Origin of the sequence: Nocardia elegans NBRC 108235, assembly GCF_001612845.1 — a bacterium.
Lineage (GTDB): Bacteria > Actinomycetota > Actinomycetes > Mycobacteriales > Mycobacteriaceae > Nocardia > Nocardia nova.
On the sequence record NZ_BDBF01000028.1, the window covers coordinates 72,339 to 90,039 of the forward strand.

The following is a 17,701-nucleotide window of genomic DNA, read 5'->3' on the forward strand; positions in this document are numbered from 1 at the left end:
CGCACCCGCTGAGCTCAGCGCCCGGTCGCGCCGTCGATCAGTTCGCGCAGGATATCGGCGTGACCGGCGTGGCGGCCGGTCTCCTCGATCATGTGGGTGAGGGCCCAGCGGACGCTGGGCCCGGGGCGTCCCGGTCGCGGCAGTGTCGCGGCGGGATCGGTGCATCCGTCGAGCACCCGGTTCGCGTGCTCGACCGCGTCGCGATAGCGGGCGACCACATCGGCCACGCTGTCGTCCGGGGCGGCCCGGAAGGTCGCCTGCCAGTCGGTCACCCTGGCGCCGAGGAACATCGAGCGCTCGACGGCGGTGAGATGGACGAGCAGACCGAGCAGATTGGTGCCCGAAGCCACCGCGGCTTCTCGGGCCTGCGGTTCGGGTGCTCCCTCGACCTTCGCCGCGGCGGAGGTGCGCAGATAGTCGAGGAAGCCGCGTAGTACCGCGAGCTCATCGATCCCGGTCCGCGGCGGCGGGGTGTCCCTTCGGCGGGCGGCGGTGGGCATGGCGGCTCCTTCGCGGTCGAGGTGCGGTCGTAGATCTTCAGCCTGGCGCCGGACGTGGCGAACTGGCACGGAATCTTGCTGTTCCGGCAAGATGGCCCGAATGGCTGAGGACCCGAATGGCTGAGGACACCGACAAGGTGCTCGGTGCTGTGGGCGCGCGGTTGCGCGCATTGCGCCGCGAGCGCGGGATCACCCTCGCCGACCTCGCGGCGAGCACCGGGGTGTCGGAAAGTACGTTGTCGCGCCTGGAGAGCGGGCAGCGGCGGGCGACCCTGGAATTGCTGCTGCCGCTGGCCCGCACCTACGACGTCCCGCTCGACGACCTGGTCGGGGCTCCGCGCACCGGCGACCCGCGCATCCACCTGAAGCCGATCCGGCGATTCGGCATGACCTTCGTGCCGCTGTCCCGGCGGCCCGGCGGCGTGCAGGCGTTCAAGATGATCATTCCCGCGCGCCCGCGACCGCTGGAGCCGACACCGCAGACACACGAGGGCTTCGAATGGCTCTACGTGCTCAACGGCCGGCTGCGCCTGGTGCTCGGCGACCGCGATCTGACCCTGCCGCCCGGCGAGGCGGCGGAATTCGACACGTCGGTCCCGCACTGGCTGGGCAGTGCCGACGGCGGGGTGGTGGAGCTGCTCATCCTGTTCGGCCCGCAGGGGATGCGCGCTCATGTGCGTCCCGGCGCGTCCGCCGAGGGGGAGAGCCGGTGGTGAGCGGAAACCGACGACACCGCCGAGGTCGTGCGCACAGTCACGGATCGAACCGCAGTACCGTATCGGCAACACCGCCGTACGTCATCGGACAGGATGGACATCGTATGCTCCGAATCGCGTCGATCGTTGTGGCTCTTGGCTTTTCGTCCCTGATCGCGTCCGCGCCGCAGGCGGGGGCCGTGGCCGAGGCGCAGTGCGGCACCCCGCTGTCCGCCGCGGAGATCCAGACCGTCGCCGCGCTGTCGGATACCACGACCATCGGCGCCGGGCCCACCCTCGACCGGCTCGACGAGGCCGTGGCGCGAAACCATCGGATCGCCGACATACTTGCCTCCCACCATGATTGGCGCGGGTTGTTCGATGTGGGACTCGACGCCGTGGAACAGTCGCCGGTGCTGCCGCTGCAGCACGATCCCGGCGCCTTCGCCGACCCGGAATACGCCCACGCGATCAGCTACGAACTGCTGCGCCGGTTCCTGGTGAACCTGCACGCGGAATTCACCGGCGGCACGCCCGAGCCGCACTGGGCGTGGTATTTCCAGCTGGCCGGTCAATGCGACCAGTCGCCCGCCAGGGTCGCGATGGCCGGCTACAACGCACACCTGACGGTCGACCTCGCCTACGCGGTCGCCGCGGTCGGCAGCAAACCCGAGAACGCGCCGGACTTCTTCCACATCGTTGACCCGATCGCCCGCAGCGGCGATCTGATCGTCGATCGGACCAGGCAGGTCTACAACGCCGACCTCGGGCCGCTGTGGCGGTTCTACTTCGTCGGCGAAGGGCTCGACCGGCTGTTCGGTCAGGGCGTGGCCACCGGGCCGCTGCTCGAGGTCGCCGACCTGGGTTACAACGTGGTGGTCTGGACCAACGGGCTGGCATTGCAGAATCCCGCCACCGCCGAGGCCACGCGCGCGGAGATCAACGCCCTCTGGTCGGCCGACGACGCGGCCTTCGCCGTACTCGCACGCCTCGGCGGTCTGTGAGCCCGGCCGGCCCCGTCAGTCGGCGGGCAGCGGGCGGCGGCCGGTGACGGTGAGCAGAATGTCCTTGGCGCACATCGTGATCGGCGTCCCCGAACCCAGCGTGACCGGCGCGTCGGACGCCCGCAGTTGCCGACCGGCCAGGTCGACCCCGAAGTAACGCAGCGATGTGGGGCTCGCATTGTCGAGCACGAGGGCGATCCGTTCCGGCGGGGCGGGCGGCAGGCCCAGGGGCTCGGTGATGTCCAGGCCGTGGATCACGTCGTGGCTCAACGCGCCGACCACGCCGCCGCCCGGCGGACGCCACGGGTGATCGACGTTGTCGCGCAGCGACGCGAGCAGTGCGGCATCGCTCATCCGTGCGGTGTCGGCGCGCGCGGCCCGGTCGGCGTAGCGGTGGAACGAGAAGCGCGCGCCGGCCAGGCCGCGCACGAACGCCCAGGTGGATGTCCGGTAGGGCATCGTCATGTGGGCGAGCACCTCGCGGACTCGCCAGCCCTCACACAGCGAGGGCGCGGCCCACTGCTCCGGCGTGAGGGTGGCGAGCAGATCCGCGAGGCGCCGGCGCTCGGCCACGGTGTGCTCGCGCAGGAATGCGGTGTCGGTGTCGGTCGAGGTCATGAACCTGTCGTTTCGGTCGCAGGGCAGTGGTCACCTCTGTTACGAACCCGACGGCGGGAATTCATCGGCGGGTGCGCGGAAAAATCGGCGGGAGGCCGAATTCGGCGAACCGGTCGCCGCTGCCCAGGTATGTCACCTGCCGCGCTATCGATCCCGACCGCGCCTCGATCGCGAGTAGTGCGAACGGCCGCAGCACACCCTCGGTGTCGGGGCGGTACTGACCGAATCCGATCGAACCGTTCATCCGGACCGGTATCAGCCGATCGTCGACGCACGCCTCGCCCGCCGCGAAAACCGAGACGACGAGGTCGCGCCCGCTCAGTCGCCACGCGAACGGCGGCATACCGGATTCGGCGTCCTCGCACAGCAGCGCGGCGAGAGCGCCGACATCGTGGTTTTCGAAGGCCGCCACGTAGCGCCGGACCAGTTCCCGGTCGCCCGGATCGTCGGGATCGAGCGGATCCGTGGCGGACTGCCTGACCGCGGCCAGGGTGGCGCGGGCGCGTTGCAGGGCGCTGTTGACCGCGGCCGGGGTCACATCGAGCATGGTCGCGGTTTCGGCGGCGCTGAACGCCAGCACCTCGCGCAGGACCAGCACCGCCCGCTGGCGCGGCGGCAGATGTTGCAACGCCGCGACGAAGGCCAGCCGGACCGACTCGCGGCGAATCACGCTGTCGGCCGGGTCGAGCACCCGCGCGTCGGGGATCGGATCGAGCCATCGGTCGGCGGGCACCAGCGCATCCGGATCGAATCCGGTCGAGACCGGGCCCTCCCACACCAGCATCCGGCGCCGCGCCGAGCGCAGCATGTCCAGGCAGATGTTGGTGGCGATGGCGTGGACCCAGGTCGACAGCCGGCCGCGGCCGGGATCGAAGCTGTCGAATCGGGTGTAGGCGCGGATCATCGTCTCCTGCACCGCATCGTCGGCATCGGCCGACGAACCGAGCAGACGGTAGCAGTAGCCGGTCAGCGGAATCCGCAGCGCCTCGAGTGCATCGGACTCCGACAGCGGTTCACTCGCGGATACACTCACCGCCCCATGCTCGCACCAGCGTCTCGCCGGCGACAGCGGGACCGGCCGGGTAGTTTGCCGGTCATGAAGCTGCGCGCGGGCGGGGTCGATTTTCACTACGTGGAGCACGGCACGGGCCGGCCGGTTCTGGTGCTGCACGGCGCCGGTGTCGATCACCGCGAGGCCGAGGCGTGCTTCGACCCGATACTCGGGGACATCGCCGGATTGCGGCGCATCTACCCCGACCTGCCGGGAACGGGATACACCACCGCACCCGACACGCTGCGCAGCGCCGACGATGTCCTCGACGCGCTGCTGGGTTTCGCGGACGAGGTGACCGGCGATGGTTTCCTGCTGATCGGCCACTCGGCCGGCGGGTACTACGCGCAGGCGATGGCCGCGCGGCGTGCCGATCGGGTGGCGGGCCTGGCGCTGGTCTGCCCGCTGTTGCCCGGATTGCGGAACATTCCGGCGCATCGCGTCGTGGCCGGGCCGGGCGATCTCGGCGACGACGATTTCCGCGGCTACTTCGTCGTCCAAACTCCCGAAATGCTCGACCGCTACGAGCGTTTCGTCGCCCCGGCCGCCGCGCGGGCCGATCCGGCCGCGGCCCGGCGCATCGGTGAGCGGTGGCAGCTGAGCCCGGACGGCGCACCGCCCTATCCGGGTCCGACCACGATCGTGGCCGGACGGCTGGATTCGACGGTCGGTTGCGCGGCGGCGACCGACCTGTTCGCGCGCAGTCCGCACGCGACGCTCGCCGTTGTCGACGAGGCCGGACACGCCCTTCCGCACGAACAGCCGGACCTGCTGCGCGCCCTGCTGGCCGAATGGCTCACGCGCGTGGCGCGCGCCGGCGATCGACCGTGACGTCCCCCCGGCCGATTCCGGCTTCGCCGGGTCTTTGCGGGCAGTTCGGCGCGCCGAGCGCCGAACTCTTGCCCGCGAGCGCATCGATGGGAAGAGTGGCCGCCGGATCTGTTCTCTCGACGAGGAGGCGCGGCGTGCGTTTCGGCATCTTCATTCCGCAGGGCTGGCGACTGGATCTGGCCGGCATCGAACCGGAGGCGCAGTGGGGTGTGATGCGGGACCTGGCGCAGCGAGCCGACGGCGCGGAAGTCTGGGAATCGCTGTGGGTCTACGACCACTTCCACACCGTGCCGGTTCCCACCGAGGAAGCGACACACGAGGCGTGGACGCTCATGTCGGCGTTCGCCGCCACCACGACGCGCATCCGGCTGGGCCAGATGTGCACGGCGATCAGCTATCGGAACCCGGCCTACCTCGCCAAGGTGGCCGCGACGGTGGATCTCGTCTCGGGCGGACGGGTCGAGATGGGTATCGGCGCCGGGTGGTACGAGCACGAGTGGCGCGCCTACGGCTACGGATTCCCTTCCGCGGGTGAGCGTTTGGGCCGGCTGGACGAGGGTGTGCAGATCTTCCGTCAGGCGTGGACCACCGGCACCGCCACCCTCGACGGCAAGTACTACCGGGTCGACGGCGCCCGGGTGTATCCGTTGCCGCTCCAGCGCGGCGGTATTCCGATCTGGATCGCGGGTGGTGGGGAGAAGGTCACGCTGCGCATCGCCGCGAAATACGCGCAGTACACCAACTTCGCGGGCGATCCCGAGACCTTCACCCACAAATCCGAGCTGCTGCGCGAGCACTGCGCCTCCGTCGGAACCGATTTCGACGCGATCACCCGCAGTTCCAACTTCAACACCGTGATCGGCGCCACCGAGGCCGAGGTGCGCGAACGGCTGGACGCACTCGCCGCGCGGCTCGCTCCCGCACTCGGGGCCGACGCCGCGCAGAACTGGGTCGCCAACCTCTCCGCTGATTCCCCCGCGGTCGGCACACCGGAACAGATCGTCGAAAACCTTTCCCGGGTGCGCGATCTGGGCTTGTCGTACGCGATCCACAACTTCCCCGAATCGGCATACGACCTCTCCGGTGTGGAGTTGTTCGAGCGTGCGGTGATTCCCGCGCTGCGATGAACCGCCGCCCTCAGTCGACGCGCACGTCCTCCGGTGACCAGAACGCTCGCATACCGGTGATCCGCGCCTCCTCGTCGAAGGTCATCACATCGATCGGTTCGATCGTCGTTGTGCGGGAACCGGTGTCGGTGACCACCCGGAACCGGAACGCCGCCGCGCCGCCCGCGATCCGCAGGTCGAGCAGTTCGGTGCGCACATGCGCGGAATCCAATGCGCCGTAGAACTTTTCGATCGCGGCCCGGCCGACGTGCGGTGGCGAGCCGACCGGATCCTCCACGGTGGCGTCCTCGCTGTAACATGCCGCCACATCGGCGGCCGACCCCGAGCCCACCGCCTCGAGATACCGGTGCACCGCTGCTCGAATCCGTTCCGCTGAAGCCATGGACCAACGAAAACACGGATCCGGCGCGGTGCCGCGGGCCGATCCCGCCTGCCGGGACGGTCGGCGAGCCGTCGGCAGGACATCCGAAGCCGCCACCAGGAAGGGGATACTCATGAATCATCGCATGGGCGCGGGTGGGGTATGAGCGCCGCCGACGAGCACACGGACGACGAACGCTGTCGGGAGCTCGCGGCGTCGGCCCGATCCCTGCTGGCGGGGGAACACGACCGGATCGCCAACGCCGCCAATCTGTCGGCGCTCGTCTATCACGGTCTTCCCGGTCTGAACTGGGTGGGATTCTATTTCTACGACGGGAGGGAGCTGGTGGTCGGCCCCTTCCAGGGCCGCCCGGCGTGTGTGCGGATCGGGCTGGATCGCGGTGTGTGCGGTGCGGCGGCGCGGACCCGCCGGACTCAACGCGTCGCCGACGTGCACGCGGTGCCCGACCATATCGCCTGCGATCCGCTGAGCAGATCCGAACTGGTGGTGCCGCTGGTGTCGGAGGGCACGCTGCTCGGCGTCTTCGATCTGGACAGTCCCGAACTCGACCGGTTCGGTCCGGTCGATCAGCGGGGCCTGGAGGAGATCGCGGCCATCTATCTCGCCTCGGTCGAGGGGAGGGACTGAGCGGACGTCCGGCTCGAAGTCGCAGTGCCGCAACCGAATCGGAGGCGTGTTCCGGGTGTCGCCGGTCGGCTACGAGGCCGCCTGCATCGCGGGCCGGAAGGCCTGGGGGCTCGGTCGCCCCAACGTCCACCTGGCCGCGGCCAGTGCCTCCGCACACGACGCCTTCAGGCGTAGATGCTGGGGGCGGGGATAGCCGGCGGCGTCGACTTCTGCCCGCAGCCCCACGATTCGACGTTCCAGCAGGCGTGCGTCCGCGGTCTTCAGCCCGCGCCGCGCAGATGTCAACGCGGTCAACACTCTGCGCTGGAGATCGTCCATACAGCACACCTCCTGTGGTGATGGGCCTCGACGGTGACGAGGTTCGTTCCGGTGCGGATTGTCGATGGGTACCCCGGCGACGCGCCGTGAAAACGGCGCTCCCCGTTCGAGGCGCAATGAGGCAAACGGCTTGTACCGGACGAACATTCGTCCTCCGCGCCGGCGGGCTCGCCGGGACGAGGTTTGCCGCGGTGGGCAGCGGGGCACTCGAAGACTGGTCGTCATACCTCGGCCCCGCTTTGCCGGGTCGGTATGCGGCCGGTGTTGTTGACTCATCGCGTCGGATCGAGGTCCGTTATGCACAGTGACCCACCCGGTCGCACCGGTGCGTCGCCTGTTTCGGCGGCCGGAGTCGCCGCATTGCTGCGTGCCCTGCCCGGCTCACCGATGGCCGGGGTGACCGCGCACGGCGGAACGGTGCTCGAGATCGTCGCGGCGACGACGCATCGCGCGCGAATGGTCGAGGAGGCTCAGCTGCTCCACCCCGACAGCCCCGCTCGTGAGGTGGCGGCGACCGGCGTGCCGATCGTGATCACCGATCTGGCCGGCAGTTCGCGCTGGCCGGGGTGCGGCGCGGAACTGCGGTTGTGGGGAGTGCAGGCGGTGCAGTGCCAGCCGCTGTCCGACGACGACGGCGCGGTGGTCGGGGTGCTGAGCATCTACACCCCCGCCGCGAATGTACTCACCGAAGAACTCGCGGACGCACTGCATCCGGTGTGCCGTTGTGCCACCGATCTGTTGCAGATCCGCCGCCGCAATCCACCGCGGCTGCGGCGGGACTGACGCGGTACGCGTCGCGGCGGCGGTGTGGTCGCCGCCACTCGAAAGCTCACCGCCGGGGATCCGCCGTCGGTGATATCAGGGCCCTCATTAGCATCGACGTGGCGTACCCGTCGAGGAAACCGAGGACCTGCGTTGACTACCGAACAACTTGACCGCTGGAACGCCCAGGAAGCCGCCGCGGAGGCGATGATCCCCATCATCGGCACGTTGTATCGGGCGAAGGGTGTGACGGTCCTGCTGCACAGCCGGTCGCTGGTGAACCGGTCGGTGATCAGCATTCTGCGGACACACCGGTTCGCCCGCCAGATCGAGGGCGAAGAGCTGTCGGTGGACGAGACGCTGCCGTTCCTGCGCGTCCTGGACGAACTGGATCTCGGCCCGTGCAAGATCGATCTCGGGCAGTTGGTCGTGGCCTATCGCGCCGACGACCGCGGGCTCTCGGTTCGTGAGTTCACCGAGGTGGTTCTGGCCGAGGTGATCGGCGGCAACAAGGCGCAGTCGCAGGGTCCGCGCGATGTCGTGCTGTACGGCTTCGGCCGGATCGGCCGGCTGGTCACCCGCCTGCTCATCGAGAAGGTCGGCTCCGGCAACGGGCTGAACCTGCGTGCGGTGGTGGTTCGCCGCGGCGGCGACGGTGACCTGGCCAAGCGCGCGTCGCTGCTGCGCCGGGATTCGGTGCACGGGCACTTCAACGGCACCATCAAGGTCGACGCCGACAACGACACGATCATCGCCAACGGCAACGTCATCAAGTTCATCTACAGCGACGATCCGACGACCATCGACTACACCGAATACGGAATCGACGACGCGATCCTGATCGACAACACCGGCAAGTGGCGCGATCGCGACGGGCTGTCGCAGCATCTGCGCCCCGGCATCGCGAAGGTGGTTCTCACCGCGCCCGGTAAGGGCGACGTCCCGAATATCGTGCACGGCGTCAACCACCGCGACCTGGATCTGACGCAGCGGATCTTCTCGTGCGCCTCCTGCACCACCAACGCGATCGTGCCGCCGCTCAAGGCCATGGACGACGAATTCGGCATCACCCGCGGCCACGTGGAGACCGTGCACTCGTTCACCAACGATCAGAATCTGCTGGACAACTATCACAAGGCGGACCGCCGCGGCCGCTCCGCGCCGTTCAACCTGGTTCTGACCGAAACCGGCGCCGCCTCCGCCGTCGCCAAGGCGATGCCGGACTTCAAGGCCAAGATCACCGGTAACTCGATTCGCGTCCCCACCCCGGATGTGTCCGTCGCCATCCTGAACCTGCAACTCGAACGGGAGACGACGAAGTCCGAGGTGCTCGAGTACCTGCGGCAGGTGTCGCTCGCCGGCCCGCTGAGCCGCAATCTCGACTACATCGCCGCGTCCGACGTGGTGTCCAGCGATTTCATCGGCTCGCGCGCGGCCTCGATCATCGACGCCAACGCCACCATCGTCGAGGGCGATACCGCGATCCTGTACTGCTGGTACGACAACGAATTCGGTTATTCGTCCCAGGTGGTCCGGACGGTGCAGTACATCTCGGGCATCGAGTACCCGACCTATCCGCGGTTCGCGGATCGGTCGCAGGATGCGGCCGATGTGCGCGCGCTCGCGGCGGTCGAGGCAGGATAGCCGCGTCCCTCTAGTGGGTGAGGACGACCTTGACGACGACCACCGTCGTCGCGACGGCGGTCAGCAGGAGTGCCGTGAAAATGGTCGAGCGGCCGGGTCTGGCGCCTTTGAGCCGTTCGATGACGAAGACGATGCCGCCGATGCGGACGAGCATCGCCACCTCGGCGGCGATCTGTGCGGTGCGGGGTTCGAGCCAGTCGACGGCGGCGCACGCCAGGATGATCGATGGCAGCACCGCGGAGCTGAGAATCGGCACCGAATCGCGCAGTTCCTCCCACCGCTGCCGCGGTGTGAGCGCGCGGTTCTCCCGCACGGCCTGGCCGACGCCCTCGGCGAAGGCGTGCGCGACGAAGGTGGACAGCGCGGTGCCGACGACCACGAGGATTCCGACGTGCTCCTCGGTGGTGGTCACCGGGATCAGCGCGGCGAGGATGAGGATGTTTCCGTAGACGTAGGCGCTGATCCGGCTGGCGGCATTGCTGCGGTCCAGCGGATTGCGCCGGGAGAACAGGGGACCGTGGAGCAGTGCGTCGCGGCTGCCGTCCATGAGTCTCCCGTTTCTGATCGTCCGGTGCGGGCGCGGCCACGGGTCGGGCACGGGTGGGGCAGGCGGGCCGCCGCGAACAACCCTAGGACATCGGTGACCGGCCCACCTGGCGGTGCGGCGCGTTCGTCTGGTTTGCTCTGGCAGAGCCGGGCATTCGGGCCCGGCGCGTGCGCGAGTGTAGTGCCCGGCGACAGGTGGAACGCGAGGTCAGGTTATGGGGTTCGGGGACGGCGGTCCGGCGGGGGAGCCGCGCGGCGTGACCGGGGTGGCCCTGTGGGTCGGTGTGCTGTGGGGAGCGCTGGCGGCCGTGCTCACCGCACCGCTCGCTGCGGCGGTGGTGGCGAGCGTCTATCGGTTCCCGATTCCGTTCGGTGAGTACGCCGAAGGACTTCGCGAGGCGGTGAACGCCGCGCTGGCCGCGGTGTTCTATCTCGTGATGGGCGGCGGCATGTTGCTGGCCGTGCTCGGGGGTGCGGCGGGGTTGACGATCGTGCGCGCGCACGGCCGGCGCCTCGGGCGTTCGCTGGCGCTCACCTTCGCGGCGGGATTCGGGCTGGCGGTGCTGGGCGCGTTCGCGCTCGCCCTGCTCGAGCACGTCATCGGCCCGTGGTGACGAGCCCCGTAATGACCGCCGGTCCGATCAATCCGCAGTCGTAAGTGGTTCGCGCAGTTCGCGTTTGAGTAGTTTCCCGCTCTGGTTGCGGGGCAGCGACTCGGCGAAGCGAATGTTCTTGGGCACCTTGAAGGGTGCGATCAGCTCCTTGACGTGCGCGATCAGCGCATCGGCCGTCGTCTCGCGGCCCTCGTGCAGCACCACGACAGCGGTGACGGCCTCGATCCACTTCTCGTCCGGGGTGCCGACGACCGCGACCTCGGCGACGGCGGGATGGGTGTAGAGGGCGTCTTCGACCTCGCGGGAGGCGACGAGGATGCCGCCGGTGTTGATGACGTCCCTGATCCGGTCGACGACGGTGATGTACCCGTCGGCATCTCGCGTCACCAGGTCGCCGGAGTGGAACCATCCGTCGCGGAAGGCCTCCGCGGTCGCCTCGGGATTGTCCCAGTACCCCCGGCACAGCTGTGGTGAGCGATAGAGGACCTCCCCCGGCTCGCCGGGGCCGGCATCGTTGCCGTCGAGGTCGACCACACGGGTTTCCACGAAGAACACCGGCCGCCCGCACGACGACGGCCGCTCGGCATGTTCCTCCGGGCGCAGCACCGTGGCCAACGGCCCGATCTCCGACTGTCCGAAGCAGTTGTAGAAGCCGAGGTCGGGATAGCGTTCCCGCAGCCTGTTCAGCACGGTCACCGGCATGATCGAGGCGCCGTACTGGGCCTTGCGCAGCGAGGACAGGTCGCGGCGGTCGAGGTCGGGGTGGTTGGACAGCGGCACCCAGACGGTCGGGGCGAGGAACAGCGAACCGATCCGGTCCTGTTCGACCCGGCGCAGAATCTCCGGGATATCCGGGGTGGCCATGAGGTGCACGGTCGCGCCGACCGCGAGGTAGGGCAGCATGAACACGTGCATGCCCGCCGAGTGGTACAGCGGCATGGCGACGAGCGGATTGTCGTCCGCACGCAGGTCCAGCGCGATCACCGACGAGACGTACTCGAAGACGAGCGCCTCATGAGTCATCATGGCGCCCTTGGGTTTCGACGTCGTGCCCGAGGTGTAGAGCAGTTGGGCCAGATCGGTGGCGGACGCCCGGGACGAGAAGTCCGAGACCTCGTCCGCGGTGTCGGCGACCTCCCGCAGCGATCCGTCGGCATCGCGCAGGGGCACCACGTGGTCGACCGCGGTGAGTTCGCCCCGCACCTGATCGAGCGTGCCGATCAGCGCGGGATCGGCCAGGACTGCCCGCGCGCCCGACTGGGAGACCAGGTAGCTCAGCTCGCCGCCCTTCAAGGCGTAGTTCACCGGTACGTGCACCAGGCCTGCCCGCGCGCAGGCCAGGAAGCCGATCACGTACGCGTCGGAATTGGTGCCGTAGGCGGCGACCCGATCGCCCGCGGCCAGGCCGAGGTCGAGCAGATGGGCCGCCGCCCGGGTGACCGCGGCGTCGAGTTCCCGGTAGGTGTAGGCCCGGCCTTCGAATGTCAGCGCGGTGCGGCCCGGGACCTTCGCCGCCGAACGGTGCAGCACGCCGTCGATGGTGTGCGTGCGGGGATCGAGACTCATAGGCCGGAGATTATAGGACGTCCAACTAGTTTGGTGGGGAATCGCGAGCCTGTTCTGCCGGTCGAGCCTGCGAACCGGCTCCCGGGGCGTACATTCGTGTCCGTGGCGCCTGCCCGTCACGGCTCGCGTCCATCACACGGAACCGGCTGTGAGGAGGCGAGATGGCGCAGGACAAGCGCGAGGTGTTCCGGGCTCTGGTGAAGCGGATTCGCGACGGCGACGGCAGCGCCCCACGGGAGCAGCGGGCGCAAGCCTTCGGAAACGCCGGACCGCCTCCGCTGCGTGAACTCGTCGACAAGGTCGCGACCCGCCCGACCGAGGTGACCGATGCCGACTTCGTGGCGGCGCGGGCATCGGGATTCGGCGAGGACGAGCTCGTCGAACTGGTCATCGCCGCCGCGGTCGGGCAGTCCGCACGGCAGTACGACGCCGGGCTCGCGGCGCTGGCCGAAGCGGCCGGGGAGCGTGGCTGATGCGGCCGGGCATCCTGAACCACGGCTATCGCCCCGGAACCAAACTCCTGTTCAAGGCGATCCGAGTGTTCTCCGGTCAGCCGTTGCCCGATGCCGCGAAGCTGGTGTTCTATCGACCGGATTTCTACGGCACGCGAGCGAAGGCGTTCACCCACGCGGCGATGCGCGGACCCTCCGAATGGGCGGTCGCCGACCGGGAGCTGATGGCCGCGTACGTGTCGAAGGTCAACGACTCCGCGTTCTGCGTCGGTGCCCACAGCGCGACCGCGAGGCGCGCGTATGCCGACGAGGCGAAAGTCCGTGCGGTGCTCGACGATCCGGACTCCGCGTCGATCGACGCGGGCCTGCGCGCGACGCTGCTGCTCCTGGGCAAGCTGACCCGCGACGGGGAGGTCGATGCCGACGACGTCCGAAAGGTCCTGTCCGCCGGAGTGTCGCCACAACAGGTCGAGGACGCCTTGGCCGTCTGCGCCGCCTTCAACACGACCAACCGGCTTGCCGACGCCTTCGGATTCGACGTCCTGGGTCCGGACGGTTTCGACGCGGGCGCGAAATACCTGCTGAAGCGAGGCTATCGGTAGCGAGCGGAAGCGGTCCGCGGATGTCTGTCCGGTGGAAATCTAGAACAAGTTCTCGCAATGGGTAGACAGTTTTGGTAAGTTGTCTACTAGTTCACGAGGGTTTCGCCGTGCCGTCGATTCGGTTGCGACAAACCTTGTGTCACAACCGAAATCGCACTGGAACGCCAGCTCCGACCGAGGGGAAGACCATGGCCATCGTCCACCCACTGCCGACGACCGAGGGTGACCGGCGCACGCTGGCGCTGGACAGTCCGGTGGATCGCCGGCGCATCGGCGAACTCGAGGTGGACACCACCGCCGAGGTGCAGAGCGCGGTCGCGCGCGCCCGCGCCGCCCAGCCCGCCTGGGCCGCCCGCAGCATCGCCGAGCGCGCCGAGATCGTGCGCGCCGCCATCGGTGTGATCGTCGCCCGGCGCGCGGAGATCGCCGAGACCATCCGCACCGAGACCGGTAAGCCGGAGGCCGAGGCGCTCGGCGTCGAGATCGTGCCCGCCTGCGACTTCCTCAACTACTGGACCGCGCGCGCCCGGCGTGATCTGCGCTCGCACCGGCAGCGGCTGCACGGTTATCTGAAACCGATGAAGAAGCTGTACATGCAGTATCAGCCGCTCGGCGTGATCGGCGTCGTGACGCCGTGGAACGCGCCGTTCGTGCTGTCGCTCAATCCGGTGGTGCAGGCGCTGGTCGCCGGCAACACCGTGGTGTTCAAACCGTCCGAGGTGACGCCGCGTTCGGGGGAATGGGTGGCGCGGGTGCTGCACGAGGCGGGGGTGCCGGAGGATGTCGTGCAGGTGCTGCACGGCGACGGCGAAACCGGTGCGGCACTGGTCGATTCGGATATCGACAAGGTGTGCTTCACCGGCAGCGTCGGCACCGGCCGCAAGATCGCGGCCGCCTGCGCGACCCGGTTGCTGCCGTGCACCCTGGAGCTGGGCGGCAAGGACGCCATGATCGTTTGCGCGGACGCCGATCTCGAGCGCGCCGCCGCCGGCGCGGTGTATCTGTCGATGTTCAACACCGGCCAGGTCTGCATGAGCGTGGAACGCATCTACGTGGTCGACAGCGTCGCGGACGAGTTCATCCGGCTGGTCACCGAGAAGGCGGCGGGGGTCACCTACGGTCCCGGCGACACCGATATGGGCCCGCTGTTCTGGGATCGCCAGCGCGACATCGTGATCCGGCACATCGACGACGCGAAGGCCAAGGGCGCCGACATCGTGGTGGGCGGCGCGGCCGACACCGGCGAGGGCCTGTACTTCCAGCCCACCGTCGTCGTCGGCGCGCACCACGACATGGACTTGATGACCGAGGAGACGTTCGGTCCGGTCACCACCATCATGCGGGTCCGTGACGAGGACGAGGCCATCCGGCTGGCCAACGACTGCAAATACGGGCTCAGCGGCTCGGTGTTCACCAAGGACGCCGCCAAGGCCCGGCGCATCGCGGCCCAGCTCACCACGGGTTCGGTCGTGCACAACGACGCGGCTGTCATCTACGGTGTGCCCGAGGCGCCCTTCGGCGGGCGCAAGGACAGCGGCGTCGGCCAGGTCAACGGTCCGGGCGCGCTGCGCAGCTTCACCCATGCCCAGCCGGTCCTGATCGACCGCTGGCAGTCCAAGCAGGAAAGCATCTGGTACCCCTACTCGGAGAAGACCATTCGCAACCTCGACGGTCTCATCCGCTACGGGTTCGGCAACAAGATCCTGCGCAAACTGCTGTCCTGACGGTCGCGCTCACGCCGCGGCCGGGCCGGGCAACAGGGTGAGCAGATTGTGGACCAGCGCTCGCTCGTCGCCGGTGCGGTGCGCGGTGTAAATGGTTGTGTCCGCGTCGGTTTCGGTCAGCGGGATGATCCGCGCCGAAGCCGGCGCCGTGAAGGTGGCGCTGCGCGGCGCGACCGTGATGCCGAGGCCCGCGGCCACCAGATAGAGAATGATGGTCCAATTGGTGGCCTCCTGCACGATGCGCGGGCGGCGGCCCGATCGCAGCAGGGGAGCCAGATTCCGGTCGTGGGCCAGGGAGCCGGCGGCGCGCGGGAAGAAGACCACCGGGTGATCGACCAGCTCGGCCCCGGTGACGGAATCGCGTCCGGCCAGCGGATGGTCGTCGGGCACCACCGCGACGAACGGCTCGGTCATGAGCGGTGTGATGGTGGTGCCCGGCCGCGGGTCGGGATCGCGCACGATGGCGAGGTCCAGGGCGCCGTTGGCGAGCCGCTCCATCAGATGGCTGGTGAACCCCTCGATCAGGTCGACCTCGACGAGCGGATAGCGGTCGCGAAACGCGCGCACGCCGCGCAGGGGTTCGAGCGGCAGTACCGACGGCACGAAGCCCAGGTAGAGCGTCCCCTGCCCGCCCTGCCCGATCCGCGAGACCTCGGCCAGATCGCGTTGTGCGTGCCCGAGCAGCGCCTCGGCGCGATCACGCAGGACGGCGCCGGCGGGAGTCAGGGCCACCGTGCGCGAGGTGCGATCGAACAGCCGGGCGCCGAGTAGCGTCTCGAGCCGCCGGATCTGCTGGGTCAGGGCGGGCTGGGCGATGTGCAGCCGGGTCGCGGCACGGCCGAAATGCAGTTCCTCCGCGACCGCCAGGAAGTAGCGAAGGTGCCGCAGCTCTACCCCGTCCACAGGCCGCCATCCATAAGTTCACGATATCAATCGGAGCTATCGAATATTGGACGCTATGGGTTCCGGCGCGCATCCTGGTGACGTGATTCTCGTCGAACCGATGTCCGGGCCGGCCGACGCCGCCGCCTTCGAAGAACTCAATCTGGAATGGATCACCGCTCTGTTCGGCGTCGAACCGGCCGACCTCGCCACCCTCGGCAATCCGCAGCGGATCGTGGCCGACGGCGGGCAGGTGCTGATCGCGCGCGACGGTGACGACCGCGTCGGGTGCGTCGCGCTGGTCGCGGAGGATCCGGGCGTCTTCGAAATCTCGAAGATGGCGGTCGCGCCGCGGGCCCGGGGCCGGGGCATCGGCCGTCTGCTGCTGAACGCCGCCATCGACCACGCGCGCGCATGCGGCGCGACCTCGCTGTTCCTGGCGAGCAACGGGCGCCTGGCCGACGCCGTGCATCTGTACGAATCGGTGGGATTCGTCCATGTGCCGCCGGAGCAGCTGCGGCCCATTCCCTACGATCGTGCCGATGTGTTTATGAAATTCGATCTGGCGGAACAGGTTTCGTCCGTCTGAACCCCCGGCGGCCGGTCCGGAATCCGGCGATCAGTTGATCGGCGGACGCCCCTGCATGTCCACGCCCGAGCCGTTCCAGTGGAATGACACCGTCGTCGAGGTCCCGTCGGGGCAGGCGTTGCAGCTACCGGGCGTCTTGTAGGTCAATACGACGGTGTCGTCGGTACCGGCTCCGGTGTCGATCGTGGTGAACGCCTGGGCTTTCGGTGTGGCGGTGCCGACGTAGTCGCCCTTGTGGAACAGCAGCGCGTGCTCCGGTGAGCTCGCGGTGGCGCGCTGAATCGTGACCACCACGACCGACAGTGTCGAACACCGGTTGTAGGTGCCGCGCAGTGCGGGTGGGTTGTCGTTCCATGCCCAGGTGTCACCGCCACCGGCGTCGTAGGGCGGCAGGGTGGCGACGGCCCGGCGAATCTCCGGTGCCGAGAGGTCGGTCGCGCAGTCCGCCGAACCGGAGGTCGTCACGGGGGGAACGGTTCCCTGCGTGGTGGGCGCCACCCGCGTCGGCGACACTGCCGCCGAGGTAGCGGAATTCGGAGTGGCGGAAGCGGTTTCGGGTCCATTGCCGCATCCGGTCAGTGCGGTGGCGAGAGCCGTGCCGGCAATCACCGGCAGACAGGCCCGCCGGAGTTGTCGGTGCGGGAGGCGAGAGGCGGCGGAGCGTTGCGCGGCGACGGTCATCTGTCGAGTGTGGCGGATCGACGCGATGAGTCCCTTCGTTTTCCGAGCGAACGGTGACCCCAGTTCTCGGGTCGAGCAACTGGAACCTGCCGGGCGGCCCGGCAACTGCGTAGCGTGTCCACACACACGTCGCCGGGGACGGCGACGCCGTCGGCTTCTGCAGAACAGGAAGACATCGTGTCCGAATTGTCGCCGGTTCCGGCCTGTCTCGCCCACGCGATCGCCGATCGCACAGCGCCCGCCGCTGCCTCGGAACCACGGCCGCAGCTCAGCGCCAGGGAAGTGGAAGTACTGCTCGCGTGGATCCTCGGGGAGACCAAAGGCGAGGTCTGCCGCACACTGTTCATCGCGCCCGGAACGGTCAACACGCACCTCGCCCGGATCCGGGAGAAGTACCGCGCGGCCGGTCGGCCGGCGCCGACGAAGGCCGCGCTGCTGGCACGCGCGCTGCAGGACGGGTATCTGAGCCTCGACGACATCTGAGCT

At 68.9% G+C, this 17,701-nt stretch carries 22 protein-coding genes; 13 read left to right on the top strand and 9 right to left on the bottom strand.

Annotation, left to right across the window (positions count from 1 at the left end; all coding sequences use genetic code 11):
* Nucleotides 1–14 precede the first annotated feature (14 nt).
* On the bottom strand, nt 15–500 hold the full coding sequence (locus tag NE2_RS20360; protein WP_063028461.1) for a DinB family protein: 486 nt from the start codon (nt 498–500) through the stop codon (nt 15–17).
* Nucleotides 501–616: 116 nt separating this feature from the next.
* Between NE2_RS20360 and NE2_RS20365 the strand changes: the two genes are divergently transcribed.
* Nucleotides 617–1,216: a helix-turn-helix domain-containing protein gene (locus tag NE2_RS20365; protein WP_063028463.1), complete on the top strand. Its 600-nt coding sequence runs from the start codon at nt 617–619 to the stop codon at nt 1,214–1,216.
* A gap of 179 nt (nt 1,217–1,395) precedes the next feature.
* The gene (locus NE2_RS20370; RefSeq protein ID WP_307617863.1) at nt 1,396–2,199 is read left to right on the top strand and encodes a DUF5995 family protein; all 804 of its coding nucleotides are present in this window, start codon (nt 1,396–1,398) and stop codon (nt 2,197–2,199) included.
* A 15-nt stretch (nt 2,200–2,214) separates the two neighbouring features.
* Here NE2_RS20370 and NE2_RS20375 read toward each other — a convergent pair whose 3' ends face one another.
* Together NE2_RS20375 and NE2_RS20380 are read right to left on the bottom strand one after the other, a co-directional pair.
* A complete protein-coding gene (locus tag NE2_RS20375) occupies nt 2,215–2,817 on the bottom strand; it encodes a maleylpyruvate isomerase family mycothiol-dependent enzyme (RefSeq protein WP_063028467.1) in 603 nt (200 codons plus the stop codon).
* 61 nt (nt 2,818–2,878) lie between these two features.
* Nucleotides 2,879–3,850 carry an RNA polymerase subunit sigma-70 gene (locus NE2_RS20380; protein ID WP_063028469.1) on the bottom strand — a complete coding sequence of 324 codons (972 nt, stop codon included), beginning with the start codon at nt 3,848–3,850 and terminating at the stop codon, nt 2,879–2,881.
* Between the two features lie 63 nt (nt 3,851–3,913).
* On the opposite strand from NE2_RS20380, the gene NE2_RS20385 reads away from it, so the two are divergent.
* Together NE2_RS20385 and NE2_RS20390 are read left to right on the top strand one after the other, a co-directional pair.
* Nucleotides 3,914–4,699 carry an alpha/beta fold hydrolase gene (locus NE2_RS20385; protein ID WP_063028471.1) on the top strand — a complete coding sequence of 262 codons (786 nt, stop codon included), beginning with the start codon at nt 3,914–3,916 and terminating at the stop codon, nt 4,697–4,699.
* A 134-nt stretch (nt 4,700–4,833) separates the two neighbouring features.
* Nucleotides 4,834–5,826 (top strand): LLM class F420-dependent oxidoreductase, encoded by a 993-nt coding sequence (locus NE2_RS20390; RefSeq protein WP_063028473.1) that lies wholly within the window; start codon nt 4,834–4,836, stop codon nt 5,824–5,826.
* Between the two features lie 10 nt (nt 5,827–5,836).
* On the opposite strand, the gene NE2_RS20395 is transcribed toward NE2_RS20390, so the two are convergent.
* Entirely contained in the window at nt 5,837–6,208 is a 372-nt protein-coding gene (locus NE2_RS20395) for a nuclear transport factor 2 family protein (RefSeq protein WP_063028475.1), read from the bottom strand.
* A gap of 141 nt (nt 6,209–6,349) precedes the next feature.
* Between NE2_RS20395 and msrC the strand changes: the two genes are divergently transcribed.
* Complete coding sequence (msrC, locus tag NE2_RS20400) at nt 6,350–6,835, top strand: free L-methionine (R)-S-oxide reductase MsrC (protein WP_063028477.1); 486 nt, start codon at nt 6,350–6,352, stop codon at nt 6,833–6,835.
* A 69-nt stretch (nt 6,836–6,904) separates the two neighbouring features.
* Here msrC and NE2_RS20405 read toward each other — a convergent pair whose 3' ends face one another.
* Nucleotides 6,905–7,153 (bottom strand): hypothetical protein, encoded by a 249-nt coding sequence (locus NE2_RS20405; RefSeq protein ID WP_030513689.1) that lies wholly within the window; start codon nt 7,151–7,153, stop codon nt 6,905–6,907.
* Nucleotides 7,154–7,450: 297 nt separating this feature from the next.
* On the opposite strand from NE2_RS20405, the gene NE2_RS20410 reads away from it, so the two are divergent.
* Together NE2_RS20410 and NE2_RS20415 are read left to right on the top strand one after the other, a co-directional pair.
* Complete coding sequence (locus NE2_RS20410) at nt 7,451–7,936, top strand: GAF domain-containing protein (RefSeq protein ID WP_063028479.1); 486 nt, start codon at nt 7,451–7,453, stop codon at nt 7,934–7,936.
* Nucleotides 7,937–8,122: 186 nt separating this feature from the next.
* Nucleotides 8,123–9,559 (top strand): glyceraldehyde-3-phosphate dehydrogenase, encoded by a 1,437-nt coding sequence (locus NE2_RS20415; protein ID WP_373862264.1) that lies wholly within the window; start codon nt 8,123–8,125, stop codon nt 9,557–9,559.
* 10 nt (nt 9,560–9,569) lie between these two features.
* On the opposite strand, the gene NE2_RS20420 is transcribed toward NE2_RS20415, so the two are convergent.
* On the bottom strand, nt 9,570–10,106 hold the full coding sequence (locus NE2_RS20420) for a hypothetical protein (RefSeq protein WP_063028483.1): 537 nt from the start codon (nt 10,104–10,106) through the stop codon (nt 9,570–9,572).
* A gap of 214 nt (nt 10,107–10,320) precedes the next feature.
* Here NE2_RS20420 and NE2_RS20425 point away from each other — a divergent pair, with 214 nt between their 5' ends.
* A complete protein-coding gene (locus NE2_RS20425; RefSeq protein WP_063028485.1) occupies nt 10,321–10,719 on the top strand; it encodes a hypothetical protein in 399 nt (132 codons plus the stop codon).
* Between the two features lie 27 nt (nt 10,720–10,746).
* Here the strand turns inward: NE2_RS20425 and NE2_RS20430 are convergent, their stop codons facing one another.
* The gene (locus NE2_RS20430; protein ID WP_063028487.1) at nt 10,747–12,285 is read right to left on the bottom strand and encodes an acyl-CoA synthetase; all 1,539 of its coding nucleotides are present in this window, start codon (nt 12,283–12,285) and stop codon (nt 10,747–10,749) included.
* A gap of 161 nt (nt 12,286–12,446) precedes the next feature.
* Here NE2_RS20430 and NE2_RS20435 point away from each other — a divergent pair, with 161 nt between their 5' ends.
* The 3 genes from NE2_RS20435 to NE2_RS20445 all read left to right on the top strand — a co-directional run bounded on the left by NE2_RS20435 (nt 12,447) and on the right by NE2_RS20445 (nt 15,063).
* Entirely contained in the window at nt 12,447–12,758 is a 312-nt protein-coding gene (locus tag NE2_RS20435; RefSeq protein ID WP_063028489.1) for a carboxymuconolactone decarboxylase family protein, read from the top strand.
* Complete coding sequence (locus NE2_RS20440; RefSeq protein ID WP_063028496.1) at nt 12,758–13,339, top strand: carboxymuconolactone decarboxylase family protein; 582 nt, start codon at nt 12,758–12,760, stop codon at nt 13,337–13,339. Before NE2_RS20435 ends, NE2_RS20440 begins: the two co-directional genes overlap by 1 nt.
* A gap of 188 nt (nt 13,340–13,527) precedes the next feature.
* A complete protein-coding gene (locus tag NE2_RS20445; RefSeq protein WP_063028498.1) occupies nt 13,528–15,063 on the top strand; it encodes an aldehyde dehydrogenase family protein in 1,536 nt (511 codons plus the stop codon).
* Between the two features lie 9 nt (nt 15,064–15,072).
* Here the strand turns inward: NE2_RS20445 and NE2_RS20450 are convergent, their stop codons facing one another.
* Nucleotides 15,073–15,966, bottom strand: a complete 894-nt coding sequence (locus tag NE2_RS20450) for a LysR family transcriptional regulator (RefSeq protein ID WP_063028500.1) — start codon at nt 15,964–15,966, stop codon at nt 15,073–15,075.
* Between the two features lie 82 nt (nt 15,967–16,048).
* On the opposite strand from NE2_RS20450, the gene NE2_RS20455 reads away from it, so the two are divergent.
* Entirely contained in the window at nt 16,049–16,534 is a 486-nt protein-coding gene (locus NE2_RS20455; protein ID WP_233429836.1) for a GNAT family N-acetyltransferase, read from the top strand.
* A gap of 30 nt (nt 16,535–16,564) precedes the next feature.
* Here the strand turns inward: NE2_RS20455 and NE2_RS35820 are convergent, their stop codons facing one another.
* Nucleotides 16,565–16,999 (bottom strand): LppP/LprE family lipoprotein, encoded by a 435-nt coding sequence (locus tag NE2_RS35820; RefSeq protein WP_167356761.1) that lies wholly within the window; start codon nt 16,997–16,999, stop codon nt 16,565–16,567.
* A 402-nt stretch (nt 17,000–17,401) separates the two neighbouring features.
* Between NE2_RS35820 and NE2_RS20465 the strand changes: the two genes are divergently transcribed.
* Complete coding sequence (locus tag NE2_RS20465) at nt 17,402–17,698, top strand: LuxR C-terminal-related transcriptional regulator (protein ID WP_063028551.1); 297 nt, start codon at nt 17,402–17,404, stop codon at nt 17,696–17,698.
* Nucleotides 17,699–17,701 lie beyond the last annotated feature (3 nt).

Coding starts and splice junctions, on each gene's coding strand:
- NE2_RS20360 (WP_063028461.1), bottom strand. CDS start 500: ATGCCCACCGCCGCCCGCCGAAGGGACACCCCGCCGCCGCGGACCGGG.
- NE2_RS20365 (WP_063028463.1), top strand. CDS start 617: ATGGCTGAGGACACCGACAAGGTGCTCGGTGCTGTGGGCGCGCGGTTG.
- NE2_RS20375 (WP_063028467.1), bottom strand. CDS start 2,817: ATGACCTCGACCGACACCGACACCGCATTCCTGCGCGAGCACACCGTG.
- NE2_RS20385 (WP_063028471.1), top strand. CDS start 3,914: ATGAAGCTGCGCGCGGGCGGGGTCGATTTTCACTACGTGGAGCACGGC.
- NE2_RS20395 (WP_063028475.1), bottom strand. CDS start 6,208: ATGGCTTCAGCGGAACGGATTCGAGCAGCGGTGCACCGGTATCTCGAG.
- msrC (WP_063028477.1), top strand. CDS start 6,350: ATGAGCGCCGCCGACGAGCACACGGACGACGAACGCTGTCGGGAGCTC.
- NE2_RS20405 (WP_030513689.1), bottom strand. CDS start 7,153: ATGGACGATCTCCAGCGCAGAGTGTTGACCGCGTTGACATCTGCGCGG.
- NE2_RS20410 (WP_063028479.1), top strand. CDS start 7,451: ATGCACAGTGACCCACCCGGTCGCACCGGTGCGTCGCCTGTTTCGGCG.
- NE2_RS20415 (WP_373862264.1), top strand. CDS start 8,123: ATGATCCCCATCATCGGCACGTTGTATCGGGCGAAGGGTGTGACGGTC.
- NE2_RS20420 (WP_063028483.1), bottom strand. CDS start 10,106: ATGGACGGCAGCCGCGACGCACTGCTCCACGGTCCCCTGTTCTCCCGG.
- NE2_RS20425 (WP_063028485.1), top strand. CDS start 10,321: ATGGGGTTCGGGGACGGCGGTCCGGCGGGGGAGCCGCGCGGCGTGACC.
- NE2_RS20430 (WP_063028487.1), bottom strand. CDS start 12,285: ATGAGTCTCGATCCCCGCACGCACACCATCGACGGCGTGCTGCACCGT.
- NE2_RS20435 (WP_063028489.1), top strand. CDS start 12,447: ATGGCGCAGGACAAGCGCGAGGTGTTCCGGGCTCTGGTGAAGCGGATT.
- NE2_RS20440 (WP_063028496.1), top strand. CDS start 12,758: ATGCGGCCGGGCATCCTGAACCACGGCTATCGCCCCGGAACCAAACTC.
- NE2_RS20445 (WP_063028498.1), top strand. CDS start 13,528: ATGGCCATCGTCCACCCACTGCCGACGACCGAGGGTGACCGGCGCACG.